The sequence below is a fragment of the Variovorax palleresanus genome (assembly GCF_051144945.1).
Classification (GTDB): domain Bacteria; phylum Pseudomonadota; class Gammaproteobacteria; order Burkholderiales; family Burkholderiaceae_C; genus Variovorax; species Variovorax paradoxus_S.
The window spans coordinates 241,091-265,791 of record NZ_JBJNVP010000001.1 but is presented as its reverse complement, the minus strand read 5'-3'; the positions used below and the strand labels follow the sequence as shown (position 1 = coordinate 265,791).

Here is a 24,701-nt window from a genome sequence, read left to right as displayed (position 1 = left end):
GCCTCAGCCCAGCGCCTGCGTGACGATCGCGAACAGCGAAGGCCCTTGCGCAGGAACGGCAAGCGGTGCGCCGCGCACCATCGTCGTCGGCGCATCCACCCGCAAGAGGCCGATGCTCTCGAGCCATTCGGCCAGACCGCTGTCGAAGTCGATGTCGATGCGCGTGAAGTTGCCGGCATTCAGGCCCGCAAGATGCGCGATCAACGCCTTCGCGCCCTCGGCGTCGGGCGCGACCACCGGGCCGATGACATGGCCGCGGCCGAAGCGCCGCAGCATGGCGAAGCCCTTCGGCTCGTTGTCGTGGTCGAGCACCACGCAGGCATCGGCGTTTTGCAGCAGCTCGGCGACCAGTGCATCGCGCGGCATGCCTCGCGCCGCTGCGTCCAGCGCCTGCAACGCGGGCAACTCGTTGAGGCCCGCGGGCCGCAAGCGCCAACCGGGCTGCAGCGCAATCAGCGGTGCCGGCAGCGCAATGCCCTGGTGCTGCCGCATCTCGCCGGTGCGCACAAAGCCGAGCCGTTCGTACAGTCCCCGCCCTTCCGAAGTGGCATGCAGCAGCACCGTGCGGTTCTCGAGCCCTTCAAGCAGCGCACTCATGAGCCGGTGCCCGATGCGGCGGCCCTGGCAGGCGGGCGAGACGATCACCAGGCCGATGGTGGCGTGGCTCTTGCCCCAGAGCCATCGCAGGCCGGTGGCGACGATCTCGCCGTCGCGCTCGACCGCAATGCCGTCGGCATGCGCGAACACCTGTTCCCAGTCCGCGGGGCGGTGCGGCCAGCGCAGTTCGGCGGACAGCGCATGCGCATGTGGAAGGTCGGCGGCCGTCATCGGTCTGAGCACCACGCCATCCATGGCGGGTGCGTTCGAAGTGGGTTCGGGCATGGGGAAAACTCTCTGTTGCGAAGGAATGGCGCATCCATCTTGGACGACATTGCGGTGCCGCACCAGACCGAATTCACCTTCTTTCGCAACTTGCAAGCTTCGGTTGCCGCGCGCCCCGGTTTCGCAATTCGCTGCGGCGGGGCGGGCGCATACGCACACAAATGCTGAGCCATCCTGCCTAGGATCGACGGCCACTTCCTGCACCCTATCGCCATGCAAGCCTTCGATCCGTTCAACTTCCTTCGGCAAGGGCCGGGGGTGCTGGGCGTTCGAAGCCAATCTGCGCTTCAAAAGCGTGCTCATCGACTTTGCGGCGACGCACCGAGGTGCATGGCCGCACACCCGCTGGGCACACCGCACGGCATGCCGTCGCCACCCCCGCAAACCGCAGCTTCGATTCGGCAAGCACCGTTTTTCCCTACATACCTCGAGCGGGAGCGTGCTGCAATCGCTTCGTAATGTGTTCGTAGTGAGTTTGTCGCATTTGCCACCTTTTACACAGGATCAGAGACCATGACTTTTCGTCCCAAATACGTGACCTTCGACTGCTACGGCACCCTCACCCGGTTCCGCATGAAGGAGATGGCCGCCGACCTTTTCGCCGACCGCGTTCCGGCCGAGCGCATGGCCGAGTTCCATGCCGACTTCACTGCCTATCGCTTCGACGAGGTGCTGGGCGACTGGAAGCCCTACGAGGTGGTGCTGAAGAACGCGGTGCGGCGCCTCTGCAAGAAATGGAAGATCCAGTACTTCGACCTGGACGCGCAGAAGATCTATGACGCGGTGCCCACCTGGAGCCCGCACGACGACGTGGCGGCAGGCCTTGCCAAGGTGGCCAAGGAAATCCCGCTGGTGATTTTGTCGAACGCCTCGGACGACCAGATCCAGAAGAACGTGGCCATGCTCGGCGCACCGTTCCACCGCGTCTACACCGCGCAGCAGGCACAAGCCTACAAGCCGCGCCTGCAGGCTTTCGAGTACATGCTCGACTCGCTCGGCTGCAACCCTGAAGACGTGCTGCACGTGTCGTCGAGCCTGCGCTACGACCTGATGTCGGCGGACGACATCGGCATCGTCAACAAGGTGTTCGTCAATCGCGGCCATGGCCCGGGCAACCCGGCCTACCGCTACACCGAGATCCAGGACATCGGCGGCCTGCCCGGCGTCGTCGGCCTCTGATCCTTCCAGATTGAAACGCCCCACGCCATGAAGCTCGACTCCTACTGGACCGATTCCGCGCCGGCCTTCTCGCCGGCAGTGCATGCACTGCCGGCGCAGGTCGACGTCGCGATCGTGGGCGGCGGCTTCACCGGCCTGTCGGCGGCGCTGGCGCTGGCCAAGCGCGGCGCCAGCGTCGCGGTGCTGGAGGCCGGCACCCGGGTGGCGGCCGAGGCGTCGGGCCGCAACGGCGGCCACGTCAACAACGGGCTGGCCGTGGACTATGCCGACGTGGCGGCCAAGGTCGGCATCGAGAAGGCCCGCGCCTGGTACCGCGCTTACGACGACGCGGTGGACACCGTGGCGCGGCTGGTGCGCGACGAGGCCATCGACTGCGACTTCATGCGCCACGGCAAGCTCAAGCTCGCCACGCGCGCCAACCAGATGGCCGCGCTCGAACGCAGCGCGCAGCGCCTGGTGGCCGATGGCGTGGACACCGACGTCGAGATCCTCGATGCGGCGCAGGTGCACGGCGAGGTGCAGAGCGAGCGCTTTCACGGCGGGCTGCTCTACAAGCGCAGCGGCCAGATGCACATGGGCCGCTTCGCCCAGGGCCTGGCCGCGGCCGCGCAGCGCCACGGCGCGCAGATCCACACCGGCACCGCGGTGAACCGCATCGAACGCCTGGGCCAAAGCCATGCGCACCGGCTGCACACCGCTGGCGGCACCGTCACGGCGCAGCAGGTGCTGCTGGCCACGGGCGCCACGCGCCACGGCGGCTACGGCAGCTTCGGCTGGCTGCGCCGGCGCATCGTGCCCATCGGCAGTTTCATCGTCGTGACCGAGCCGCTTGGCGCGGAGCGCGCGCAGGCGCTGCTCGCGGCCCGGCGCACCTACACCACGGTCGCGAACATCCATCACTACTTTCGCCTCACGCCCGACCACCGGCTGGTGTTCGGCGGCCGTGCGCGCTTCTCGGTGTCCAGCCCGCAGGCCGATGCCGCGAGCGGCGAGATCCTGCGCGCCGGGCTGGCCGAGACTTTTCCGCAACTCGGCGCCGTGCGGCTGGACTATTGCTGGGGCGGACTGGTCGACATGACGCAAGACCGCCTGCCGCACGCAGGCGAACGCAACGGTCTCTACTACGCCATGGGCTACAGCGGCCACGGCACGCAGATGTCGGTTCACATGGGCGAGCGCATGGCCGCCGTGATGAACGGCGACGCCCGCGCCAACCCCTGGCAGGGCCGCGACTGGCCCGCCATCCCCGGCCACTTCGGACCGCCCTGGTTCCTGCCGGCGGTCGGGCTTTACTACTCGCTCAAGGACAAGCTGGCCTGAGCGCCGCGCGAGTCCACCCGCTTTTCGTTCCGTGTTTGTTTGTTCTTCAACCCTCAGTCATCGGCCCCACAGGAGTACCCCACCATGAGCGACACCAGCAACAAGAGGTTCGAAAACCTCGTCGGTCCCAGCGAAAGCCTTCGCGTGATGGATTCGCTGAAACGCGGCGCCTCGCGGCGCGACATCCTCGCGATGCTGATGGCCGGTGGCATGCAGGCCACCCTGGCCGGCAGCCTCGCCGGCATGGCGGTGTCCGCCCATGCCCAGACGCCAAGGAAGGGCGGGCGCATCCGGGTGGCAGGCGCCACGGCCGCCGCCACCGACACGCTCGATCCGGCCAAGCAGTCGAACCAGACCGACTACTCGCGCTGCAACATGATCTACAACAGCCTGACCTCGCTGGACGCCAGCCTCACGCCGCAGCCCGCGCTGGCCGAATCCTTCACCACGAAGGATGCCAAGACCTGGGTCTTCACGCTGCGCAAGGGCGTGACCTTCCACGACGGCAAGGCGCTCGCGCCGGCCGACGTCGTGTTCTCGGTCATGCGCCACAAGGACCCGGCTGTCGCGTCCAAAGCCAAGGTGCTCGCCGAGCAGATCGAGAGCGCCAAGGCCACCGGCGCCAACGAGGTCACCTTCGTGCTCACCTCGCCGAACGCCGACCTGCCGGTGATCCTGGGCACCTTCCACTTCCACATCGTCAAGGAAGGCACCACCGACTTCAACGCCGGCATCGGCACCGGCCCCTTCAAGCTCAAGGAGTTCAAGCCCGGCGTGCGCTCGCTGATGGTGCGCAACGACGCCTACTGGAAGCCCGGCAAGCCCTACCTCGACGAGATCGAGTTCGTGGGCATCGGCGACGAGAGCGCGCGCGTCAACGCGCTGCTGTCGGGCGGCATGGACCTGGTCGGCTCGGTCAACCCGCGCTCGGTGGAACGCGTGAAGGGCACGCCCGGCTTCGGCATCCTGGTCACCCAGTCCGGCCAGTACTCCGACCTCATCATGCGCAAGGACGTGGGCCCCGGCGCCAACCCGGACTTCGTGCTCGGCATGAAGCACCTGTTCGACCGCGAGCAGATGAAGAAGACCATTGCGCTCGACTACGCGGTGGTCGCCAACGACCAGCCCATCGACCCGACCAACCGCTTCTACTTCTCCGGCCTGCCGCAGCGCCCCTTCGACCTGGACAAGGCGAAGTTCCACCTGCAGAAGTCCGGCATCACCGGCAAGGTGCCGATGGTGGCTTCGCCCGCGGCGCTCTACTCGGTGGAGATGGCGCTGCTCCTGCAGCAGACGGCGCAGCGCGCCGGGCTGGAGATCGACATCAAGCGCATGCCGGCCGACGGCTACTGGTCGAACCACTGGCTCAACAGCCCCGTGGGCTTCGGCAACGTCAATCCGCGCCCGAGCGCCGACGTGCTGCTGACGCAGTTCTTCCAGTCGGGCGCGGCGTGGAACGAGTCGCGCTGGAAGAGCGACAAGTTCGACCAGCTGCTGCTGGCCTCGCGCGCCGAGACCGACCTGGCCAAGCGCAAGCAGATGTACGCCGACATGCAGACCATGATCCATCAGGACGCCGGCATCGGCATTCCGCTGTTCCTTTCGAGCCTGGACGGCCACACGTCCAAGCTCAAGGGCCTGTCGCCCATCCCGCTGGGCGGCCTCATGGGCTACAACTTTGCCGAGAACGTATGGCTGGAGGCATGACACGCCCGCAGCCGCTCATCCCGCCCCTGGGAGCACCGAAATGAACCATGTCATCCTGAAGCTTCTCGCCCAGCGCATCGCGCTGGCGCTTCTGTCGCTGCTGGCGGTGTCGGTGATCGTGTTCTCGATCACCGCGGTGCTGCCCGGCGATGCCGCGCAGGAGCAGCTCGGCCAGGACGCCACGCCCGAGGCGGTGGCCGCGTTGCGCGCCCAGATGGGCCTGGACGTGCCGGCGCCCGAACGCTACGCGAAGTGGCTGTTCGGCATGGTGAGGGGCGACCTCGGCCGCTCCGCGACCACGCAGATGCCGGTGTCCGAACTGGTCGCCAGCCGCCTGCCCAACTCGCTGCTGCTGGCGGCCGTCACTGCCCTGTTCTCGGTGCCGATTGCACTGACGCTCGGCATCGCCTCGGCGGTCTGGCGTGGCTCATGGTTCGACCGCGCCGCCTCGACGACGGCGGTGGGCGTGGTGTCGGTGCCGGAGTTCCTGGTCGCGACGCTGGCGGTGCTGGTGTTCGCGGTCCAGCTGCGCTGGCTGCCGGCGCTCTCCTTCGTCAACGACATCGAGTCGTTGGGCCAGCTGCTGCGCGCCTTCGCGATGCCGGTGCTGGTGCTGTGCTGCGTGATCGTGGCGCAGATGATGCGCATGACGCGTGCTGCGGTGATCGACCAGCTCGAGGCGCCCTACATCGAGATGGTGCGGCTCAAGGGCGCCTCGCCGATGCGCATGGTGCTGGCGCATGCGCTGCCCAATGCGGTGGGGCCGATTGCCAACGCCGTGGCGCTGAGCCTGTCGTACCTGCTCGGCGGCGTGATCATCGTCGAGACCATCTTCAACTACCCCGGCATCGCCAAGCTGATGGTCGACGGCGTCTCGCAGCGCGACATGCCACTGGTGCAGACCTGCGCCATGATCTTTTGCTGCGCCTACCTGATCCTGGTGACGACGGCCGACATCTGCGGCATCCTCGCCAACCCGCGGCTGCGGCACCGCTGAAGGAAGCTCCATGGAAACGTCCACCTCTCCAACGGTCGCGAGCGCCGCGGCTTCCCTCGCGCCAGTGCCGCAACAGCGCCGGGGCGGCTCGCTGCGCTGGCTCAGCGGCTTCGGCGCAACCGGCCTGCTCGGCCTCGCGGTGCTGCTGTTCTGGCTGCTCGCCGCGCTGCTCGGCCCCTGGCTGCTCTCGCACAGCGCGGCGGGCATGGGCACCTCGAACGTCTTCGCGCCGATCAGCGCGAAGCACTGGCTGGGCACCGACTACCTCGGCCGCGACATGCTGGCGCTCGTCATCGAGGGGGCGCGCTACACGATCGGCGTCGCGCTGTTCGCCACGCTGCTGGCCAGCGGAACCGGCATCACGCTGGCGCTGCTGGCCGCTGCCAGCGGCCGCTGGATCGACGCGGTGCTCAGCCGCGGCCTGGACACGCTCACGGCAATCCCGAGCAAGATGTTCGCGCTCATCATGGTGGCGGGCTTCGGCTCCTCGGTGCCGATGCTGGTGGTCACGGCGGGCATCATCTACGTGCCGGGCGCCTACCGCATGGCGCGCTCGCTGGCCGTCAACATCAACGCACTCGACTACGTGACCGTGGCGCGCACGCGCGGCGAGGGCACGCTCTACATCATGCTGCGCGAGATCCTGCCCAACATCCTGGGCCCGATGCTGGCCGACCTGGGGCTGCGCTTCGTCTACGTCGTGCTGCTGCTGGCGAGCCTGAGCTTCCTGGGCCTCGGCATCCAGCCGCCGGCCGCCGACTGGGGCTCCCTGGTGCGCGAGAACATCGGCGCGCTGGCCATGGGCGGCGCCTCGGTGATCGTACCGGCACTCGCCATCGCGAGCCTGACCATTGCGGTCAATCTCGTTATCGACAACCTGCCCGGCCGTGCCGCGCGCGAACGAGGAGTACGTTGATGGGCGCACCACTCACTGTCCAGGGTTTGAGCATCGTGGCCGGCAGCAGCACGCTGGTCGACAACCTGAGCTTCTCCGTCCAGCCCGGCGAAGTGCTGGCGCTGATCGGCGAATCCGGTTCCGGCAAGACCACCACCGCGCTGGCGCTGATGGGCTATGCGCGCAGCGGCTGCCGCATCTCGGCCGGCCGGGTGCAGATCGGCGACACCGACGTGCTGGCACTCGATGCGACGCGGCAGCGCTCGCTGCGCGGCCGCACGGTCTCCTACATCGCGCAGAGCGCGGCCGCCTCCTTCAATCCCTCGCGCACGATCATGGACCAGGTGGTCGAGCCGACCGTCATCCACGGCCTGTGCAAGCGGGCCGAGGCCGAGGCGAAGGCGGTGCAGCTGTTCCGCGAACTGGCTCTGCCCGATCCGGAAACCATCGGTGCACGCTATCCGCACCAGGTCTCCGGCGGCCAGCTGCAGCGGCTCATGGCCGCGATGGCGCTGATCGGCGACCCCGACCTCGTGATTCTCGACGAGCCGACCACCGCGCTCGACGTGACCACGCAGATCGAAGTGCTGCGCGCCTTCCGCCGCGTGGTGCGCGAGCGCCGCGCCACTGCCGTGTATGTGAGCCACGACCTGGCCGTGGTGGCGCAGATGGCCGACCACATCCTGGTGCTTCGCAACGGCAAGATGAGCGAGCTGAACGCCACCGAGCAGATTCTCTCGGCCCCGGTGGACGACTACACCAAGTGCCTGCTGGCGGCGGCGCGGCCCGCGGTGCGCGCCTCGGGCCAGACCTCGGGCGATTCCGCGCTGCTGCTTCACGTGAACGAGCTTTCGTGCGGCTACGGCGCCGTGGACGCCAAGGGCCAACCGGCCAAGCTGATCCTCGAGGACATCAACCTGAAGCTCTATCGCGGTCAGGCCATCGGCGTGATCGGCGAATCGGGCTCCGGCAAGACCACGCTGGCGCGGGCCGTTGCGGGCCTGCTCAAGCCCTGCCACGGCAGCGTGATGTTCGACGGCCACGAACTCAAGCCCACGCTGCAGCAGCGCAGCCCCGACGAACTGCGCCGCATCCAGATCGTGTTCCAGATGGCCGACACGGCATTGAATCCGTCGCAGACGATCTGGCGCATCCTGGCGCGGCCGCTGCAGTTCTACAAGGGCTTGCGCGGCGAGCCGCTCAAGCAGCGCATCTACGAGCTGCTCGACCTGGTGAAGCTGCCGCGCACGGTGGCCGACCGCTTGCCGGGTGGGCTCTCGGGCGGGCAGAAGCAGCGCGTCAACCTGGCGCGTGCGCTGGCGGCCGAGCCCGACCTGATCCTGTGCGACGAGGTGACCTCCGCGCTCGACACCGTCGTGGCCGCGGCCGTGCTCGACCTCATGGCCGAGCTGCGGCGCGAGCTCGGCGTGTCCTACCTCTTCATCAGCCACGACCTGCACACCGTGCGCTCGGTGTGCGACGAGATCGTCGTGATGCAGCATGGGCGCAAGCTCTCGCAGGTGGCACGCGCCGACTACGCACGCGGCCCGCATCACCCCTACTACGAACTGCTCGCGCGCTCCGTGCCCGAGCTGCGCCGCGGCTGGCTGGACGACATGGACCGCACGGCGGCCGCATCGGCAAAAGCAGTTGCCCCATCAACCAGAGAGGCTCGGATATGACCCCCACATTCCGGATTGCGCTGATTGCCGGCGACGGCATCGGCAAGGAAGTGATGCCCGAGGGACTGCGCGTGGTGCTGGCCGCGGCCGAGCGCTTCGGCTTCGAGCTCGACTGCCGCACCATCGACTGGGCCAGCTGCGACTACTACGCCGAGCACGGCCAGATGATGCCGGACGACTGGAAGGAGCAGCTGCGCGGCGTCGACGCGCTCTACTTCGGCGCGGTCGGCTGGCCCGAGACCGTGCCCGACCACGTTTCGCTCTGGGGTTCGCTGCTCAAGTTCCGCCGCGAGTTCGACCAGTACATCAACCTGCGCCCGGTGCGCCTGTTCGAAGGCGTGCCCTGCCCGCTGGCGGGCCGCAAGCCCGGCGACATCGACTATCTGGTGGTGCGCGAGAACACCGAGGGCGAATACACCTCGCTCGGCGGCGTGATGTACGAAGGCACCGAGCGCGAGATCGTGATCCAGGAATCGGTCTTCTCGCGCCACGGCACCGACCGCGTGCTGCGCTACGCCTACGAACTTGCCGACAGCCGCGCGCGCAAGCACCTCACGGTGGCCACCAAGAGCAACGGCATCGCAATCAGCATGCCGTGGTGGGACGGCCGCGCCGACGCCATCGGCCGCGACTACCCCGAGGTGAAGGTCGACAAGCAGCACATCGACATCCTGTCGGCGCGCTTCGTGCTGCAGCCTACGCGCTTCGACGTGGTGGTGGCGAGCAACCTGTTCGGCGACATCCTCTCCGACCTGGGCCCAGCCACCACCGGAACCATCGGCCTCGCGCCGTCGGCCAACCTCAACCCCGACCGCAAGTTTCCGTCGCTGTTCGAGCCCGTGCACGGCTCGGCGCCCGACATCTACGGCCAGAACATCGCCAACCCGATCGCCATGATCTGGTCGGGCGCGCTGATGCTGGACTTTCTTACGCAGGGACAGGGCGCCGGCCGCGCTGCGCACGACGCCATCCTTGGCGCCATCGAGGCGGTGCTGCGCGACGGACCGCGCACGCGCGACCTGGGCGGCACGGCTTCGACCACCGACGTGGGCATCGCGATTGCCGAACGCGTTGCGAATTGACTCACCCCCAGGCTTCGCGCACTTCGTGTCGCTACGCCACCCCCCTCTCCGGGGGCAACACCAGCGGCCCGGCAAAGCCGGTTCCGCGGTGTTCCTGGAAGGGACCTCCTTACCGAACTCAACGAACCCTGAATCGACCATGACTCTGACACTTGAACGCCAGGACCTGCTGCCCGGCCGCCAACTCATCGGCGCCGAATGGCGCGAAGCCAGCGATGGCCGACGCCTCGACGTGACCGACCCCGCCACCGATGGCGTCTTTGCCAGCGTGCCCGACGGCACGGCCGCCGATGCGCGTGCCGCGGTCGCTGCCGCTCATGCCGCCTTCCCCGCCTGGCGCGCGGTGCCGGCCAAGCAGCGCGCGCAGATTCTCAAGCGCTGGAACGACCTCATGCTGGCGCACCAGGAAGACCTGGGCCGCCTCATCTCGCGCGAGCAGGGCAAGCCGCTGGCCGAGGGCCGCGGCGAAGTGGCCTATGCGGCGAGCTACGTCGAATGGTTCGGCGAAGAAGCCACGCGCGCCAACGGCGACGTGATTCCCGCGCCCGTCACGGGCCGCCGCATGCTGGCGGTGAAGGAGCCGGTCGGCGTGGTCGCCGCGATCACGCCGTGGAACTTTCCGGCCGCGATGATCGCCCGCAAGATCGCGCCCGCGCTGGCCGCGGGCTGCACCGTGGTCTGCAAGCCGGCCGAAGACACGCCGCTGACTTCGCTCGCGCTCGTGAAGCTGGCCCAGGAAGCCGGCGTGCCGGCCGGTGTGCTCAACATCGTGACCGCCTCGCGCGAGCGCACACCCGAGGTGGTCGACGTGTGGCTGGCCGACGCGCGGGTGCGCAAGATCAGCTTCACCGGCTCCACGCCGGTCGGCAAGCACCTGGCGCGCGCCTCGGCCGACACGCTCAAGAAGATGTCGCTCGAGCTGGGCGGCAACGCGCCCTTCATCGTGTTCGAGGATGCGGACATCGATGCCGCCGTCGAAGGCCTGATGGCCGCCAAGTTCCGCAACGGCGGCCAGACCTGCGTGTGCCCGAACCGCGTGTTCGTGCAGGCCAAGGTGCACGACGCCTTCGTCGACAAGCTGGCCGCGCGCGTGGGGGCGCTCCAGGTTGGCCCGGCCACCGACCCGGGTTCGCAGATCGGGCCCATGATCAACGCGCGCGCGGTCGACAAGATCGAACGCCACGTGCGCGATGCCGTGGCCCGAGGCGCACGCGTCGTGGTGGGCGGCGAACGGCTGCGCTCCGCACGCTGCGACGGCCCCAACTACTACGCACCGACGGTGCTGGTGAACGCCGACGCGACCATGGAATGCAGCTGCGAAGAGACCTTCGGACCGGTGGTTCCGGTCACGCGCTTCGACACCGAGGCCGAGGTCATCGCCGCCGCCAACGACACGCCCTTCGGCCTGGCCGCCTACTTCTATTCGACCGACGTGCGCCGCATCTGGCGCGTGGCCGACGCGCTCGAATCGGGCATCGTCGGCATCAACGAAGGCGCCCTGGCCGCCGAGGCGGCGCCCTTCGGCGGCGTGAAGGAATCAGGCTACGGCCGCGAAGGCTCGGTGCACGGTCTCGACGACTACATGCACACCAAGTACCTCTGCCAAGGCGGCCTCTGAGCCTCGTTGCAGCGCCCTTTGGCGCTTAAGCGGCAAGCGCCGGGTAGTCCGTGTAGCCCTTGGCGCCGGGCGTGTAGAACGTGTCCGGCGCAGGCGCGTTCAACGGCGCGTCCTGGCGCATGCGGTCGACGAGGTCGGGGTTGGCGAGGAAAGCCCTGCCCATGGCCGCCAGGTCCGCACGGCCTTCGCGCAGCGCCAGTTGTGCACTGGCTTTGTCGAGACCGCCGGCGAGGATGAAGGGGCCGTCGAACGCCGCCCTCAGATCGACCTTCAGCTTTGCCGGGACCGGTGGGGCCCCGATTGCCGAATGGTCCAGCACGTGAACGTACATGAGGCCGAGCGCGGAGAGCTCCTTCACCAGCGCGAGGTACTGTTCGTCCACGCCTTCGAAGGCGCCGGCACCGTTGAACACGCCATGCGGCGACAGGCGGATGCCTACGCGCTCGGCGCCGATCTCCTTCACGGCCGCACGGGCGACTTCGAGCACCAGCCGGTTGCGCCCTTCGGCCGTGCCGCCGTAGCCATCGGTGCGGCGGTTGACGTTGGCGTTCAGGAATTGCTCGAGCAGGTAGCCGTTGGCCGCGTGCAGTTCGATGCCGTCGAAGCCGGCTTCGATGGCAAGGCGCGCGGCCGTTGCGTACTCACCGACCGCGGTCTGGATGTCGGCCTCGGTCATGGCGCGCGGCGGCGTGTGCGGCTGGCTGCCTTGGGTGTCCGTCCACATCTGGCCCGGGCAAGTTTCCGCTGAAGAGCTCACTACTTCGGCGCCAGCCGGCAGGTTGGCCTGGTGGCTCACGCGGCCGGTGTGCATGAGCTGCACCACGATCTTGCCGCCCTTGGCATGCACTGCGTCGGTCACCAGCTTCCAGCCTTGTACCTGCGCGTCATTGAACAGCCCGGGGATGCGGGCGTAGCCGAGGCCGTTGGGCGACGGCGAGGTGCCTTCCGTGATGATGAGGCCGGCGCTCGCGCGCTGGGCGTAGTAGGTGGCCATCAGGCTGTTGGGCGTGTTGTTGTCGACCGCGCGGCTGCGGGTGAGCGGCGACATCACGGCACGGTTCTTGAGCGGAATGGCGCGCAGGGAGAAGGCGTCGAAAAGCATGGGCTGTCCTGAAAAAAATGGAGCGGGAAAAGAGAAATAAAGGACGGCGTGGGGTGGCCTGGTGGGCTCAGCCCACGAGGTAGCGCGGAGCCGGCTTTCCAACCTGGGTCGCGGCAAACAGTTCGGAGCGGGCGGCCTCGTACTTCCCCCACAGCGCTGCATCGGCGACGGACGGCCACGTGACCGTTTCGCCCTGGTCCCATCCCGCAAGCGCCGCATCGACCATGTGCTCGGTCGTCATCAAGGCGTCTTGGTTGAGGGCCGCCAACGGCACGCCCGACAGATCCCAGATCTCGGTGGCTGTCGATGCCGGCAGGACCAGTTGGACCTTCACGCCGGTTCCCGCCAGCTCTTCCTGCAGACCCCGGCTGTACTGCAGCACGAAGGCCTTGGTGCCGCTGTAGACCGCGCTGATGGGGAGCGAATGGATGGCCAGCACGGAAGCGATGTTGATGATCACCCCCTCTTTTCGCGCGATGAAGGCCGGCACGACCGCTTGGCTCAGGCGCGTCAACGCCGTGATGTTGAGGGCGATCTGGGACAGCGCATCGCCCGCGGATCGCTGGGCCACCGGTCCGAGCCGCGCAATGCCGGCGTTGTTCACCAGCACGCGCACGTCGGCGTTGGTGGACAGGATCGTCTCGATCCGCGCCAGGTCCTCGTCCTGGGTCAGATCGGCCACGATCGCTTCGGCTTTGATACCGTGCGCCTTCGAAACCTGCGCGCAAAGCGCTTCCAGGCGGTCGGCGCGCCGGGCGACCAGAATCAGGTCGTATCCACGTGCCGCGAGGCGATCCGCATAGACGGCGCCGATGCCGGAGGAAGCCCCGGTGACAAGAGCGACTTTGTTGGAGTTGGGAGTTGTCATTGATGGCCTTCGAATAAAATTGAGTGCTCAACCAAATAAGTTGAGGGCTCAAATGTAGGTTTGATCCGCGGCCGCTTGCCGATGGTTCGGCACTCAACCATTTTCTGATCATGGGAATCACCACCACGCCTGTCGATGCAAAGCGCACCCGCAACAAGCCCGCCGAACATGAGCAGGACATCCTTGGCGGACGGGTCTGCACGAACACCGCACTGCGCCTCGCGGCCCGGCGGCTCGGCCAGCTGTACGACGAAGCGCTGGCGCCGCTGGACCTCAAGGCCACGCAGCTCGGGCTCATGGCAGAAATACACAAGCTCACCGGGCCTGATCAGCAAGGACCCGCACTGCAGGACCTGGCGAGCCGGCTCGCGATCCAGCTCTCGGCCCTGACCCATGCGCTGCGGCCGCTGGTGCGCGACGGCATGGTCGAGCTGCGCCAGGACGCCAAGGACCGGCGGACCAAGCACGGCGTTCTCACTCCGCTTGGCAAAGCCAGGCTGTCAAAAGCTGTTGCGCACTGGGCTGCAGCCAACGACCGGGTGGAGGCCGTGCTGGGTCCCGACTCGGCTGCGAAGTTGAGGGCCCTGGCCGATCAGGTGGCTTCTGATGCGTTTCTGGCCGCATACAAGGCTCGATGACCTCCGCCGCACCCAGCGAGCGCAAACAGGGCTCCTCGGACGCCCGCCCTGTCGACGCGGATGGCGACGGCGATGGAGCCCCGCGCAGCCTTACGACGCGGCAACGGCCTCCTTGACGAAGTCGCCGTACTTGCGAAGCGGACGCCCGAGCATGGCCTGCAGGCGGTCCGCTGCTCCCTCCGCACCGTGCATGCCGAACTTCTGGATCCCGGCCATCATCAGGCGCATGTCGTAGGCCAGCCAGGATGGCCCCTGCGCGGCCATCTGTGTTTCGAAGGCCGCCACGTCGTCCCCGCCGTAAGCCACTTCGCGACCGAGCGCGGCGCTCCAGATCCTGGCCACCGACGCTCCGGTCAACCGCTCGGGCCCGACCAGCTCCAGCGTCACGCGCGGCGACGGCGCGGGCGCGCGGTCGCGGCGCAGCAGTTCGGCGACGGCGACATCCGCGATGTCTCGCGCATCGATCATCGCGACGCCCGTGGAGCCGATTGGCATCGGATAGACGCCATAGCCCTGGATCACCTGCTGGACCATGCGCTCGTTCTGCATGAAGTAGGCCGGCCGAAGAATGGTCGCGGGAATGCCCTGGCTCTCGATCATTCGCTCGACCGTGTGCTTGCCGGTGAAGTGCGGCACGTCGGTGAACTTGTCCGCATGGATGACCGACAGATAGACGATGCGCTCGATGCCAGCCTCGCGGGCCAGGTTCAGCGCGACGAGGGCTTGGGTCACTTCGTCGGGCGTGACGGCGTTCAGCAGGAACAGCGTGCGCACCGATGAGAGTGCCGCGCGCAATGAGGGCACGTCGGTCAGGTCGCCGACGACCTCCTTGACACCCGCCGGGAAGCGTTGCTTTCCAGGTGTGCGAACGAAGGCGCTGACTTCGGCGCCGGCAGTGGCCAGGCCTTGGACGACGAGGGAACCAATGGTGCCGGTGGCACCTGTGACGAGAATGCTCATGGAAAATCTCCAGGGTTAGATGGGTAAAAAAGGGGCAGGGGTCGATCAGCGCGAGAAGTCCGCGACGACCTTGCCGATGCGAGGGTCGGTGCGATTGCGTTCGATGGCCGCGGGGATGTCGTCGAAGCCCACGACTTCGCCGAGCTTGGAGATCAGCGTGCCTTGGGCGATCTCCGCCGCCAGCCGTTCCAGGAGGGCTGCGTCCGGCTTGTTCATGAACCACAGTCCGCGGCGGCCGGGGGGCGTGCGGGCAAGGATGTCGGGCGAGGATGTGCCGACGATCGCACCGTCTTCCGTCAGCACCTGCCACGAGCGATCGAGCACTTCGCCGCCCACGTAGTCGAGCACCAGGTCGATGTCCCGCGCGACCGATTCGAAGCGTTCGGTCTGGTAGTCGATGACGTGGTTCGCGCCCAGGCTGCGCACGTACTCGACGTGCGCGGTCGACGCCGTGGCGAAGACTTCGGCGCCCGCCCGCTTGGCGTACTGCACGGCATAGCCGCCCAGCCCTCCCGCTGCACCGTGGATCAAGATTCGCTGACCCGCGACGATCGGACCCGCGTGGTGCAAGCTTTGCCAGGCGGCCACGGCTGCCACGGGGATGCCGGCCGCATGAACGTCGTTGAGGCCTTGCGGCGTGCGCACCAGGTTCGCTTCGTCGACTGCCACGAAATCGGCATAGGCACCCAGGCCGCCAAGCGGACCCATGACGCGATCGCCCACGCGAAAGCGCGAGGCGTCGGGGCCGACCGCCTCGACGACACCCGCAAGCTCGATCCCCAGCACGGCGGGCAGTTGAAGCGGGAAAGCCTCCCGGACGAAGCCTTCACGGACTTTCCAGTCGATGCCGTTCACACCCGCGGCCCGAACGCGGACCAGGACCTGGCCCGGTCCGGCTGCGGGCTTCGCGATCTCGGCGAACTCGGCGGCGGCCACACCGCCATAGGCGCGGATCAGCACGGCGCGTTGCGTGGTGGTCATTTCAATTTCCTCTCATCGAAGTTGCGATGAGGAGAAGATAGTTCGTTGCATCGATAAAACGAAGATGCAAAAATGAAGACACCTCGTTTCAAATACGGAACACATGGACCTGAACGCATTGAACGACTTCGCACTGGTCGCAGCGAATGGCGGCCTCGGAAAGGCAAGCCGCGCGAGCGGGAGATCGAAGGCGACCCTGTCCCGGCGCATCGCGGACCTGGAAGAGCAACTCGGCGTGCGACTCATCGAGCGCAGCGCCCGCGGACTCAAGCTCACGGAAGCCGGCCAGATGCTGATGGATCGCACCGAAGGGCCCATGCACGAGGTGGCCGAAGCCATGACTTCCGCGCGCGAGGGCTTGTCGGTTCCGCGCGGGCGTTTGCGTGTCGCCTCGCCGGTGCTGTTCTCCCAGCTGGCGATGGGACGCATCTGCGCCGGGTTCTGCGCGGCTTACCCCGAGGTCACGTGCGAGGTGGTGGCGGACGATCGCCTGGTCGACCTCGTCGAGGAGCAGTTCGACGCCGCGATCCGGATCAATCCAAGCCCCGACAGCAGCCTGGTGGGCCGGTGCTTCGCCAAGGACCGGCTGGTGGTCGTGGCGGCGCCCTCCGTGCCCGTGCCAAAGCCAGGCAAGGGCAAGGTCAGCCCGGTTCCCGGCATCGTTTCAACCAACTTTCAAGCCGGCAATTGGACGCTCGATGACGGACGCCTTGTCGTGGAGCCGATCCCCAGGCTCAGACTGTCATCGTTCCTGATGATTCGCGACGCCGCGGTCGCGGGCGCCGGCGCCGCGCTGATACCGCAGTCCATCGCGTGGAACCAGTTGACGCGCGGAGAGCTGGTTCAGTGGGGCATGGTGTCGGGCGGGGAGCCCGCGCTCTGGGTCCTGCATACATCGAGGCGGCTTCCCGCGCCGAAGGTTCGGGCGTTCGTCGAATTCATGTGCGCGCAGTATCCGCACGGGTCTCTCGTATTGAACGGCTAGAAGACCGGCAACGCCTCGTCAATCCGCGGTCGCGCCCGACTTCTTCACCAGCTCGGCCCAGCGCGGAATTTCGCGGGCCATGTGGTCGCGCAGTTCTTCGGGCGTGCTGGCGGCGATGTCCATCGCCAGTTGGCCGGAGAGCTTGGCCTGCACGTCGGGCTGCTTGAGCGCTTTCACGATCTCGGCATTCAGGCGCTGGATGATGGGCTTGGGCGTGCCCTTGGGCGCATAGACGGCCTGCCATGACGACATCTCGAAACCGGGCACGCCGGATTCGATCATGGTCGGCAACTCGGGCACCAGCGCAATGCGCTTGCCGGTGGTCACGGCCAGGAGCTTGAGCTTGCCGCTCTTGACGAGAGGCAGCGCGGCGGTCACCTGGTCGAACATGAAGGGCACGAGGCCCGACGCGACATCGGTCATGGCGGGCGGTGTGCCCTTGTACGGCACATGCGTGAGCTTCACGCCGATCATGTCGGCGAACATTTCGCCCGCCAGATGCGTCGAGGTGCCGGCGCCTGACGACGCGAAGGTGCGTTTGGATTCGTCCTTCTTCAGGAGCGTGATCAGCTCGGCCACCGAGTTCACGCCGAGCTGGCTGTTGACGATCAGCACATTGGGCAGCCGCCCGACCAGCGACACGGGCTCGAAGTCCTTCATCGGGTCGTAGGGCAGCTTCTTGTAGAGGCTGGCGTTGATGGCGTGCGTGCTGATGGTGCCGCCAAAGAGTGTGTAGCCGTCGGGCGCGGCCTTGGCCACGTAGGCCGCGCCGATGCCGCCGGCCTGCCCTGGCTTGTTGTCCACCACCACCGACTGGTGAAGGCTCTCCTGCAGCTTGTTGGCCAGGATGCGGCCGACGATGTCGGTCGAGCCGCCAGCCGTGAAGGGCACGACGTAGGTGATGGTCTTGGCGGCGGGCCATTCGGCCTGCGCCAGCGCTGCGGCAGGTGCAAGTGCGAAGACGGAAGCGGATGCGGCGAACAGCAGTCGCGCGGCGCGCTGGATGAAGGGCATGGTCTTGTCTCTCTTTGTCGATGTTTGTTGAAAAGGCAGGCCGTCAGCGGCCGTGGGCCTGCCGCCAGGCCGCGAACTCGGTGCGGCTTTGCTCTTCGGTCGGCGGATAGAGGCCGAGGATGGAGCGGCCTTCGAGCACCTTCTCCTGCACGAAGTCTTCGAACACGGTCATCTCGGTGGCCTCGGCCGCGATCTCGTCGGCGATGTCCGCCGGAATCACGATGACGCCCTCGGCATCGCCCACCACCGCGTCGCCGGGCCACACGGCCACGTCGCCGCAGCCGATGGGCACGTTGATGTCGATGGCCTGGTGCAAGGTCAGGTTGGTCGGCGCGCTCGGGCGCTGGTGGTATGCGGGGAAGCCGAGCTTCGCGATGTCGGGGCTGTCGCGAAAGCCGCCGTCGGTGACCACGCCGGCCACGCCGCGTTTCATGAGCCGGCTCACCAGAATGCCGCCGGCCGATGCGGCGCGCGCGTCCTTGCGGCTGTCCATCAGCAGCACCGCGCCCACGGGGCATTGCTCCACCGCCTGGCGCTGCGGATGGTTGCAGTCGTTGAACACGGTGATCGGGTTCAGGTCTTCGCGCGCGGGCATGTAGCGCAGCGTGAAGGCCTCGCCGACCATGTTGGGCAGCGCCGGATTGAGCGGATGCACGTTCTGGATGAACTGGTTGCGCAGGCCGCGCTTGAACAGCGCCGTGCACAGGGTGGCGGTGCTGACTTTCATCAGCTTCTCGCGGGTCTGGGGATTCACATGGGTCTCCGTTCAGGTCTTCAAAAGATGTCCGGCTCCGGCACGGGCCGGCCGAAGGTGGTTTCAAGAAAGTCGAAGTCGCAGCCCTCGTTGGCCTGCAGGATGTGGCGGCCGAACATCCAGCCGTAGCCGCGCTCGTAGCGCGGTGCGGGCGGCGTCCATGCGGCCTTGCGGCGCGCCACCTCCTCGTCGCTCACCTCCAGGTGAATGAGCCGCTCTGGCACGTCGACGCGGATGCGGTCACCCGTTTGGACCAGTGCCAGCGGGCCACCCACGGCCGACTCGGGCGAGCAGTGCAGCAGGCAGCCGCCGTAGCTGGTGCCGCTCATGCGCGCATCCGACAGGCGCAGCATGTCCTTCACGCCCTGCTTCAAGAGCTTGGTCGGGATCGGCAGCATGCCCCACTCGGGCATGCCGGCACCGCGCGGGCCGGCGTTGCGCAGCACCAGGATGTCGTCGCCGGTCACGTCGAGTTCGGGATCGTCCACCGCCCTTTTCAGGCTGGGGTAGTCGTCGAACACCAGCGCGCGCCCGGTGTGCTGCAAGAGGTGCGGCGCGCAGGCGCTGGGCTTGATCACCACGCCGTCGGGTGCGAGGTTGCCGCGCAGCACGGCCAGCGCGCCTTCGGCATAGATGGGGTTGGCAAGCGGGCGGATGACGTCGTCGTTGAAGACTTCGGCGCCCTCGATGTTCTGCCCGATGGTGCGGCCGTTGACCGTGCGCGCCTCGGTCTTCAGGTGGCCGCGGATGCGCTCCAGCATCGCGGGCAGGCCGCCCGCATAGAAGAAGTCTTCCATTAGGTAGGTGTCGCCGCTCGGCCGGATGTTGGCGACCACCGGCACGCAGCGGCTCGCGGCATCGAAGTCGTCCAGCGTGACCGGATGGCCGGCGCGGCGCGACATGGCGATCAGGTGCACGATGGCGTTGGTGCTGCATCCCATCGCCATCGCGCAGGCGATGCCGTTCTCGAAGTTGTCGCGCGTGAGCATCTTGGCGGGCGTCAGGTCTTCCCACACCATCTCGACGATGCGGCGGCCGCATTCGGCGCTCATGCGCACGTGGTTGGCATCGGCCGCGGGAATGCTCGAGGCGCCCGGCAGCGTGAAGCCCACGGCCTCGGCAATGCCCATCATGGTGGCCGCGGTGCCCATGGTCATGCAGGTGCCATGGCTGCGCGCAATGCCAGCCTCCATCTCCTGCCAGGCCTGGTCGCTGAGCTGGCCGGCGCGGCGTTGGTCCCAGTACTTGAAGGCGTCGGAGCCCGAGCCCAGCACCTTCCCCCGCCAGTTGCCGCGCAGCATCGGCCCGGCCGGCAGGTAGATGAACGGCAGGCCCATGCTCAGCGCGCCCATCGTGAGGCCCGGCGTGGTCTTGTCGCAGCCGCCCATCAGCACCGCGCCGTCAACCGGGTGGCTGCGCAGCAGCTCCTCGGTTTCCATGGCCAGGAAGTTGCGGTAGAGCATGGTCGTCGGCTTGACCATGCTTTCGGACAGCGAGATGGCCGGCAGCTCGAGCGGAAAACCGCCCGCCTGAAAGATGCCGCGCTTGACGTCGTCGACGCGCTGCTTGAAGTGCGAATGGCACTGGTTGGCGTCGCTCCACGTGTTCACGATGGCGATGATGGGCTTGCCCACCCAGTCGGTTGGCGCGTAGCCCATCTGCATCACCCGCGAGCGGTGGCCGAAGGAGCGAAAGTCGTCGGGCGCGAACCAGCGGGCACTGCGCAGGGTGTCGTAGGAGCGTGGCATCGAGGGCTGAAAAAAACGAGTCTTCGTGTGAGATCCACTACATTAAAACACTAATATATCACTGCGTCAAAGCGAGAATTCCAGCGAATGACTGCCCTCCCCCGGATCCGACTCGACCGCACCCGCCTGGCCGCACCGCAAGTGCTCGAAAAACTGCGCGATGCCATCCTCTCCCTCGACCTTGTGCCCGGCACGGTGCTGGTGCGGCAAGAGCTGGCCGACCGCTTCGGCGTGAGCCAGACGCCGGTGCGCGAGGCCTTGCTGCGCCTCAGCGAAGAAGGCCTGGTGGACGTGTTTCCCCAGCACGCCACCCTGGTCAGCCGCATCGACATCGATGCGGCACGGCAGGCGCACTTCCTGCGCCGCTCCATCGAGCTGGAGATCGTGCACCAGCTGGCCGAGGAGGCCCCGCCCGGGTTGGTCGCGCAGCTCGAAGCACAGGTCGCTCTGCAGGCCACGCTGGCAGCGGCGCGGCAGTACGGCGAGTTCGTCGGTGCCGACCGCAAGTTTCATCACCTCATGTACGAAGCCGCGAATGTGCCGAGCCTCTGGGACCTGGTGAGCCGCGTCTCGGGCCATGTGGACCGCCTGCGGCGCCTGCACCTGCCCACGGCGGGCAAGACCGAGGCGATCCTGCGTGACCACCGCGCCATCGTGCGCGCCATTGCAAAGCGCGACGGCGCCGCGGCGCAGAAGGCGCTGCGCGAACACCTCTCGGGCACGCTGAGTTCGCTGCCGGAAATCTGCGCGCGCCATCCGGACTTCATCGCGCCCGGAAACTGACCGACGGCGCCGCGTCAGCCTCCAAGGGCAGGCGGCCGTTCGGTCAGGCTGGCCAGGATGCCCTCGAACAGCGCGTTGCCGTCACCGCCCGTGACGTGCTTCCACTGCACATGCTGGGTCACGCGCTGGCGGTGGCGCAAGGTCTCCAGCCACACTTCGCGCAGCGGCGTCTTGCAGGTCAACGCCAGCACCAGCAGGCCCATCTGCTGGGGCAGGTAGAACGAGCCATGCACTCCGCTCTCGCCAGCCTTGAGCACGTTGCTCAAATGGTCGACCGACAGCATGATCTTTCCCAGTTCCGCCATGTTCCTGGGTGCATTCTGAAAGTACATGCCCTGCTCGGCGCACCAGACGGCCAGGGCCTGGGCATACGCCTGCAAGTCGCCCTCGCTGCGCAGCGTGTCGTCGGCCAGCCGCGGATCGCGCCGTCCATGGAAGTGGCCGAGCATGCGCTCATGCTCCGGCATGAACAGGGGCCGGATGCGGTCGCGCAGCTCGGGGCCGCCGATCTCGTCGAGCCGCTCCAGCCAGGCCTCGCGGACGGCGGGCAACCACCAGCGCACCATGAAATGCACGTACTGGCGGTCATGCTCGGGCTGAACCTGGATGCAGAACGCCTGCACCGTGGGCCCGTAGGTGCGTTGCACCAGCCGCACGTGCTCCCAGTGGGGATGGGGCTGGGCCTCGAAGCCCAAAGGCCCCAGCTTTTCCATCAGCGCGCCGCACAGCACATCCAGCGAATGGGGCGTCTTCGTCGTATCGAAGCTCGCAGCGGCCACCGCGCGCGGCTCGGCCCGGGGCGTCCGTTCGGCAAAGGGCTCGGCGCTGCCATCGTCGAAGATCACCTGCCGGTCCAGCCGGTACAGTGCCCCGCCCTGCGGCTCCAGCATCTGCAGCCCGGCATCGGCCGCCACATGGCCCAGGGTGGAGAGCACGGTGTCGTCCAGTGCATCCACCTCCACGCCCAGATTGAGCGGAGAACTTTCCACGGGCCCCAGCGGCAGGCCTTCGGTCCAGATCAGGGGTTGGTCCACGCCGTTGGCACGGGCCGCCAGCGGGAAATGGCACTGCACCTCACGCAGGAATTGCTCGAACATGGCAGCCACCCGGGGGCTGACCGGTTGATCGCGGTTGCATGCAGCCAGGGCACTGCGCACGTCGGTGGCGGTAATGCGATCGAAGATCTGGACGATGAAGCTCATGGTACGGGGCAACGGATGGAGGCGCGCCAAGGGGAGTGATTGCAGCGCAGCAAACGATTATTAATAAAAACGACTTGTTGCGTGGATAGATTGCGCGGGGCCGTGTCGGACGATCGTTCCGCTTGCGTTTTCACAATCTCTCCCTCCACTTCACCATGTCGTCCCTCCCGTCCTTCAACCGCACCTTCGCCATCACCCTCGTCGCGGCCCTCTGCCTTTCGGCATGCGGTGGTGGCGGTGACGGCGGCGCCTCGTTCCCCATCGTCGGTACGCCACCGGCCACCACGAACCCGCCCGCCGTTGTCGTGGCCGGTCCGCCGCAAGACCTGGGCTTCACCGACACCGCCCCCGTGCCCGACCCGGTCGCCACGCCGCCTTTCGTCGACAACATCGCGACCAACCAGCGCGGCGATGCGCGCTACGCGACCAAGGAAACCAATGCCGGCGTGCGCGTGCTGGTCGGCTTCCTCGACCTCTGGCAGCCCAGCACGCTGCTGGTCGACGCGGGCGTATCGGCGCCGGCACAGGGCAGCTTTCCGGCCATCGTCCCATCCACGTGGAGCGGCATTCCGGGCGACGCCACCGACGGCAAGATCCTCAACGCCGGGGTACTGAACAGCAACATCCAGTACGTCGTCGACGCCACCAACGCGCGCACCAGTGCGCAAGAACTGGCCGCCTATCTGGACGACCGCCGGGGCAAGGGCTACAGCATCAGCGACGGCATGGGCCCGCTCACCAGCGCCTGGCGCGCCGCCACGCAGCAGAGCACCACCATCACCGGCATCGCCGCCGACGCCACCACCAAGCTCTACAACGACACCGGCAGCGACATCGGCGTGCCCGGCGCTGCCAACCCCAGCTTCGGCACCGTGGTGGACCTGCTCAACAACATCGGCGAGAACGCCTCCACCGAACCCGCCAAGCGCTATTACAAGTACGCGCGCCCATGGCGCTGGAGCAGCAGCGTGAAGGTGGTGCCTGCGCTGGAGCCCGCCAAGAGCAGCACGCCCCCTACCGACGGCGGCTTCGTGAGCGGCCACACGGCCGAGGCCGTGCGCAAGGCCATCGCGTTCGGCTACGTGGTGCCGCAGCGGTTTCAGGAGATGGTGGCACGCGGTCTCGAGCTCGGTGAGAACCGCATCCTGTCGGGCATGCATTCGCCGCTGGATGTGGTCGGCGGGCGCGTGCAGGGCCAGGCCGCGGCGGCCGCGAGCCTGGCCACCGGGGCCAACGTCGCGCGCAAGAGCGCGGCCTATGCGCAGGCGCAGTCCGTGCTGATGGCCGCCGTGGGTGCGAGCGATGCCGCCGCCTTCAACAGCTTTGCCCATTCGCAGGGCGTTGCGGCCGACCGCTTTGCCGACCATGCCGCGAGCAAGGCCGACTACCTGCGCCGCCTGACCTTCGGCTTCAAGCAGGTGGCCGATGCGACCAGGCCGGCCGTGGTGCCCAAGGGCGCCGAAGTGCTGCTCGAAACGCGCCTGCCGTATCTCGACGCCACGCAGCGCCGCGTGGTGCTCAAGACCACGGCGGTGCCTTCGGGCTACCCGGTGATGGACGACCCCGAAGGCTGGGGCCGGCTCAACCTGTTCGACGCAGCCGACGGCTACGGCGTCTTCAACGGCGACGTGGTCGTGACCATGGACGCCAGCCTCGGTGGCTTCCATGCGCTGGACAGCTGGCGCAACAACATCTCCGGCGCCGGCAAGCTCACCAAGAAGGGCAGCGGCACGCTCGCGCTCGGCGGCAGCAACAGCTACGCAGGCGGCACGCAGCTCGCGGGAGGCACGCTGCAGGCGGACGCCACCGCGGCCTTCGGCAAGGGCAATGTCTACGTCGGTGGTGGCACGCTGGTCTGCAACGCGCCTTCGACGCTCATGATGGCGGGCGCCTACACGCAGCTGGCAGGCACCACGCTGCAATTGAATCTGGGCGGCAATGGTGCGGGCCGCCTGAGCGTGGCTGGTGTGGCTGCCCTGGACGGAACGCTGAACCTGAGCTTCAAGCCCGGTTTTGTGCCCAGCGCGGGCGACACGCTCACGGTCATCAGCAGCGGCGCCCTGACCGGCCGCTTCTCGGCCATCAATGCGCCGGGCTTCAAGGTCACGCCGACCTACACGGGGACGCAGCTCATCGTGCGCTTCGATGCTTGACCTGGCGCTGGAGCAGAGCTGCGCGCGCCATCCGGACTTCATCGCGCCCGGAAACTGACCGGCATGGCTCCGCGCACCCAGCCATAAAGACTATCTTTTGTTACTACTTTCATCGTATGCTGACGGCATTCCCGGCTGGCATTCGGGAAGA

At 67.5% G+C, this 24,701-nt stretch carries 21 protein-coding genes; 12 read left to right on the top strand and 9 right to left on the bottom strand.

What is annotated here, in order from left to right:
• Positions 1–3: 3 nt before the first annotated feature.
• The gene (locus ACJ7Z0_RS01205; protein WP_434788296.1) at positions 4–882 is read right to left on the bottom strand and encodes a GNAT family N-acetyltransferase; all 879 of its coding nucleotides are present in this window, start codon (positions 880–882) and stop codon (positions 4–6) included.
• 513 nt (positions 883–1,395) lie between these two features.
• Between ACJ7Z0_RS01205 and ACJ7Z0_RS01200 the strand changes: the two genes are divergently transcribed.
• The 8 genes from ACJ7Z0_RS01200 to ACJ7Z0_RS01165 all read left to right on the top strand — a co-directional run bounded on the left by ACJ7Z0_RS01200 (position 1,396) and on the right by ACJ7Z0_RS01165 (position 11,362).
• A complete protein-coding gene (locus ACJ7Z0_RS01200; protein ID WP_431121571.1) occupies positions 1,396–2,061 on the top strand; it encodes a haloacid dehalogenase type II in 666 nt (221 codons plus the stop codon).
• Between the two features lie 27 nt (positions 2,062–2,088).
• Complete coding sequence (locus tag ACJ7Z0_RS01195; RefSeq protein ID WP_434788295.1) at positions 2,089–3,381, top strand: NAD(P)/FAD-dependent oxidoreductase; 1,293 nt, start codon at positions 2,089–2,091, stop codon at positions 3,379–3,381.
• 84 nt (positions 3,382–3,465) lie between these two features.
• A complete protein-coding gene (locus tag ACJ7Z0_RS01190) occupies positions 3,466–5,088 on the top strand; it encodes an ABC transporter substrate-binding protein (RefSeq protein ID WP_434788294.1) in 1,623 nt (540 codons plus the stop codon).
• A 40-nt stretch (positions 5,089–5,128) separates the two neighbouring features.
• The gene (locus tag ACJ7Z0_RS01185; RefSeq protein ID WP_434788293.1) at positions 5,129–6,085 is read left to right on the top strand and encodes an ABC transporter permease; all 957 of its coding nucleotides are present in this window, start codon (positions 5,129–5,131) and stop codon (positions 6,083–6,085) included.
• Positions 6,086–6,095: 10 nt separating this feature from the next.
• Entirely contained in the window at positions 6,096–7,001 is a 906-nt protein-coding gene (locus ACJ7Z0_RS01180; protein ID WP_434788292.1) for an ABC transporter permease, read from the top strand.
• Positions 7,001–8,662 carry an ABC transporter ATP-binding protein gene (locus ACJ7Z0_RS01175; RefSeq protein ID WP_434788291.1) on the top strand — a complete coding sequence of 554 codons (1,662 nt, stop codon included), beginning with the start codon at positions 7,001–7,003 and terminating at the stop codon, positions 8,660–8,662. Before ACJ7Z0_RS01180 ends, ACJ7Z0_RS01175 begins: the two co-directional genes overlap by 1 nt.
• Positions 8,659–9,744: a tartrate dehydrogenase gene (locus ACJ7Z0_RS01170; RefSeq protein ID WP_434788290.1), complete on the top strand. Its 1,086-nt coding sequence runs from the start codon at positions 8,659–8,661 to the stop codon at positions 9,742–9,744. The genes ACJ7Z0_RS01175 and ACJ7Z0_RS01170 overlap by 4 nt, the downstream gene beginning before the upstream one ends.
• Before the next feature lie 139 nt (positions 9,745–9,883).
• Positions 9,884–11,362 carry an NAD-dependent succinate-semialdehyde dehydrogenase gene (locus ACJ7Z0_RS01165; RefSeq protein WP_434788289.1) on the top strand — a complete coding sequence of 493 codons (1,479 nt, stop codon included), beginning with the start codon at positions 9,884–9,886 and terminating at the stop codon, positions 11,360–11,362.
• Between the two features lie 25 nt (positions 11,363–11,387).
• On the opposite strand, the gene ACJ7Z0_RS01160 is transcribed toward ACJ7Z0_RS01165, so the two are convergent.
• Together ACJ7Z0_RS01160 and ACJ7Z0_RS01155 are read right to left on the bottom strand one after the other, a co-directional pair.
• Positions 11,388–12,464, bottom strand: a complete 1,077-nt coding sequence (locus ACJ7Z0_RS01160; RefSeq protein ID WP_434788288.1) for an alkene reductase — start codon at positions 12,462–12,464, stop codon at positions 11,388–11,390.
• A 67-nt stretch (positions 12,465–12,531) separates the two neighbouring features.
• The gene (locus tag ACJ7Z0_RS01155) at positions 12,532–13,332 is read right to left on the bottom strand and encodes an SDR family NAD(P)-dependent oxidoreductase (RefSeq protein WP_434788287.1); all 801 of its coding nucleotides are present in this window, start codon (positions 13,330–13,332) and stop codon (positions 12,532–12,534) included.
• 110 nt (positions 13,333–13,442) lie between these two features.
• Between ACJ7Z0_RS01155 and ACJ7Z0_RS01150 the strand changes: the two genes are divergently transcribed.
• On the top strand, positions 13,443–13,970 hold the full coding sequence (locus tag ACJ7Z0_RS01150) for a MarR family winged helix-turn-helix transcriptional regulator (RefSeq protein ID WP_434788286.1): 528 nt from the start codon (positions 13,443–13,445) through the stop codon (positions 13,968–13,970).
• Positions 13,971–14,060: 90 nt separating this feature from the next.
• Here the strand turns inward: ACJ7Z0_RS01150 and ACJ7Z0_RS01145 are convergent, their stop codons facing one another.
• Positions 14,061–14,930 (bottom strand): SDR family oxidoreductase, encoded by an 870-nt coding sequence (locus ACJ7Z0_RS01145; protein ID WP_434788285.1) that lies wholly within the window; start codon positions 14,928–14,930, stop codon positions 14,061–14,063.
• A gap of 45 nt (positions 14,931–14,975) precedes the next feature.
• Positions 14,976–15,911 carry an NADP-dependent oxidoreductase gene (locus tag ACJ7Z0_RS01140; protein ID WP_434788284.1) on the bottom strand — a complete coding sequence of 312 codons (936 nt, stop codon included), beginning with the start codon at positions 15,909–15,911 and terminating at the stop codon, positions 14,976–14,978.
• Positions 15,912–16,014: 103 nt separating this feature from the next.
• On the opposite strand from ACJ7Z0_RS01140, the gene ACJ7Z0_RS01135 reads away from it, so the two are divergent.
• Positions 16,015–16,896: a LysR family transcriptional regulator gene (locus ACJ7Z0_RS01135; RefSeq protein WP_434788283.1), complete on the top strand. Its 882-nt coding sequence runs from the start codon at positions 16,015–16,017 to the stop codon at positions 16,894–16,896.
• Positions 16,897–16,914: 18 nt separating this feature from the next.
• On the opposite strand, the gene ACJ7Z0_RS01130 is transcribed toward ACJ7Z0_RS01135, so the two are convergent.
• From ACJ7Z0_RS01130 to araD, 3 genes are read right to left on the bottom strand one after another with little or no spacing between them, the layout of a single operon-like run.
• Positions 16,915–17,910 (bottom strand): Bug family tripartite tricarboxylate transporter substrate binding protein, encoded by a 996-nt coding sequence (locus tag ACJ7Z0_RS01130; RefSeq protein ID WP_434788282.1) that lies wholly within the window; start codon positions 17,908–17,910, stop codon positions 16,915–16,917.
• Between the two features lie 43 nt (positions 17,911–17,953).
• Positions 17,954–18,664 carry a ribonuclease activity regulator RraA gene (locus tag ACJ7Z0_RS01125; protein WP_434788281.1) on the bottom strand — a complete coding sequence of 237 codons (711 nt, stop codon included), beginning with the start codon at positions 18,662–18,664 and terminating at the stop codon, positions 17,954–17,956.
• 20 nt (positions 18,665–18,684) lie between these two features.
• Positions 18,685–20,412, bottom strand: a complete 1,728-nt coding sequence (gene araD, locus ACJ7Z0_RS01120; protein ID WP_434788280.1) for an L-arabinonate dehydratase — start codon at positions 20,410–20,412, stop codon at positions 18,685–18,687.
• An 87-nt stretch (positions 20,413–20,499) separates the two neighbouring features.
• On the opposite strand from araD, the gene ACJ7Z0_RS01115 reads away from it, so the two are divergent.
• Positions 20,500–21,195: a GntR family transcriptional regulator gene (locus ACJ7Z0_RS01115; protein ID WP_431121604.1), complete on the top strand. Its 696-nt coding sequence runs from the start codon at positions 20,500–20,502 to the stop codon at positions 21,193–21,195.
• A 14-nt stretch (positions 21,196–21,209) separates the two neighbouring features.
• On the opposite strand, the gene ACJ7Z0_RS01110 is transcribed toward ACJ7Z0_RS01115, so the two are convergent.
• Positions 21,210–22,397 (bottom strand): hypothetical protein, encoded by a 1,188-nt coding sequence (locus tag ACJ7Z0_RS01110; RefSeq protein WP_434788279.1) that lies wholly within the window; start codon positions 22,395–22,397, stop codon positions 21,210–21,212.
• A gap of 155 nt (positions 22,398–22,552) precedes the next feature.
• Here ACJ7Z0_RS01110 and ACJ7Z0_RS01105 point away from each other — a divergent pair, with 155 nt between their 5' ends.
• The gene (locus tag ACJ7Z0_RS01105) at positions 22,553–24,550 is read left to right on the top strand and encodes a phosphatase PAP2 family protein (RefSeq protein ID WP_434788278.1); all 1,998 of its coding nucleotides are present in this window, start codon (positions 22,553–22,555) and stop codon (positions 24,548–24,550) included.
• Positions 24,551–24,701 lie beyond the last annotated feature (151 nt).

What these genes read in the sequence shown, in the direction of transcription:
- ACJ7Z0_RS01130 (WP_434788282.1), bottom strand. Translation starts at nt 17,910, where the DNA reads ATGCCCTTCATCCAGCGCGCCGCGCGACTGCTGTTCGCCGCATCCGCT.
- ACJ7Z0_RS01115 (WP_431121604.1), top strand. Translation starts at nt 20,500, where the DNA reads ATGACTGCCCTCCCCCGGATCCGACTCGACCGCACCCGCCTGGCCGCA.
- ACJ7Z0_RS01190 (WP_434788294.1), top strand. Translation starts at nt 3,466, where the DNA reads ATGAGCGACACCAGCAACAAGAGGTTCGAAAACCTCGTCGGTCCCAGC.
- ACJ7Z0_RS01170 (WP_434788290.1), top strand. Translation starts at nt 8,659, where the DNA reads ATGACCCCCACATTCCGGATTGCGCTGATTGCCGGCGACGGCATCGGC.
- ACJ7Z0_RS01195 (WP_434788295.1), top strand. Translation starts at nt 2,089, where the DNA reads ATGAAGCTCGACTCCTACTGGACCGATTCCGCGCCGGCCTTCTCGCCG.
- ACJ7Z0_RS01105 (WP_434788278.1), top strand. Translation starts at nt 22,553, where the DNA reads ATGTCGTCCCTCCCGTCCTTCAACCGCACCTTCGCCATCACCCTCGTC.
- ACJ7Z0_RS01145 (WP_434788285.1), bottom strand. Translation starts at nt 14,930, where the DNA reads ATGAGCATTCTCGTCACAGGTGCCACCGGCACCATTGGTTCCCTCGTC.
- ACJ7Z0_RS01205 (WP_434788296.1), bottom strand. Translation starts at nt 882, where the DNA reads ATGCCCGAACCCACTTCGAACGCACCCGCCATGGATGGCGTGGTGCTC.
- araD (WP_434788280.1), bottom strand. Translation starts at nt 20,412, where the DNA reads ATGCCACGCTCCTACGACACCCTGCGCAGTGCCCGCTGGTTCGCGCCC.
- ACJ7Z0_RS01135 (WP_434788283.1), top strand. Translation starts at nt 16,015, where the DNA reads ATGGACCTGAACGCATTGAACGACTTCGCACTGGTCGCAGCGAATGGC.
- ACJ7Z0_RS01180 (WP_434788292.1), top strand. Translation starts at nt 6,096, where the DNA reads ATGGAAACGTCCACCTCTCCAACGGTCGCGAGCGCCGCGGCTTCCCTC.
- ACJ7Z0_RS01165 (WP_434788289.1), top strand. Translation starts at nt 9,884, where the DNA reads ATGACTCTGACACTTGAACGCCAGGACCTGCTGCCCGGCCGCCAACTC.
- ACJ7Z0_RS01150 (WP_434788286.1), top strand. Translation starts at nt 13,443, where the DNA reads ATGGGAATCACCACCACGCCTGTCGATGCAAAGCGCACCCGCAACAAG.
- ACJ7Z0_RS01110 (WP_434788279.1), bottom strand. Translation starts at nt 22,397, where the DNA reads ATGAGCTTCATCGTCCAGATCTTCGATCGCATTACCGCCACCGACGTG.
- ACJ7Z0_RS01160 (WP_434788288.1), bottom strand. Translation starts at nt 12,464, where the DNA reads ATGCTTTTCGACGCCTTCTCCCTGCGCGCCATTCCGCTCAAGAACCGT.
- ACJ7Z0_RS01185 (WP_434788293.1), top strand. Translation starts at nt 5,129, where the DNA reads ATGAACCATGTCATCCTGAAGCTTCTCGCCCAGCGCATCGCGCTGGCG.
- ACJ7Z0_RS01155 (WP_434788287.1), bottom strand. Translation starts at nt 13,332, where the DNA reads ATGACAACTCCCAACTCCAACAAAGTCGCTCTTGTCACCGGGGCTTCC.
- ACJ7Z0_RS01175 (WP_434788291.1), top strand. Translation starts at nt 7,001, where the DNA reads ATGGGCGCACCACTCACTGTCCAGGGTTTGAGCATCGTGGCCGGCAGC.
- ACJ7Z0_RS01200 (WP_431121571.1), top strand. Translation starts at nt 1,396, where the DNA reads ATGACTTTTCGTCCCAAATACGTGACCTTCGACTGCTACGGCACCCTC.
- ACJ7Z0_RS01140 (WP_434788284.1), bottom strand. Translation starts at nt 15,911, where the DNA reads ATGACCACCACGCAACGCGCCGTGCTGATCCGCGCCTATGGCGGTGTG.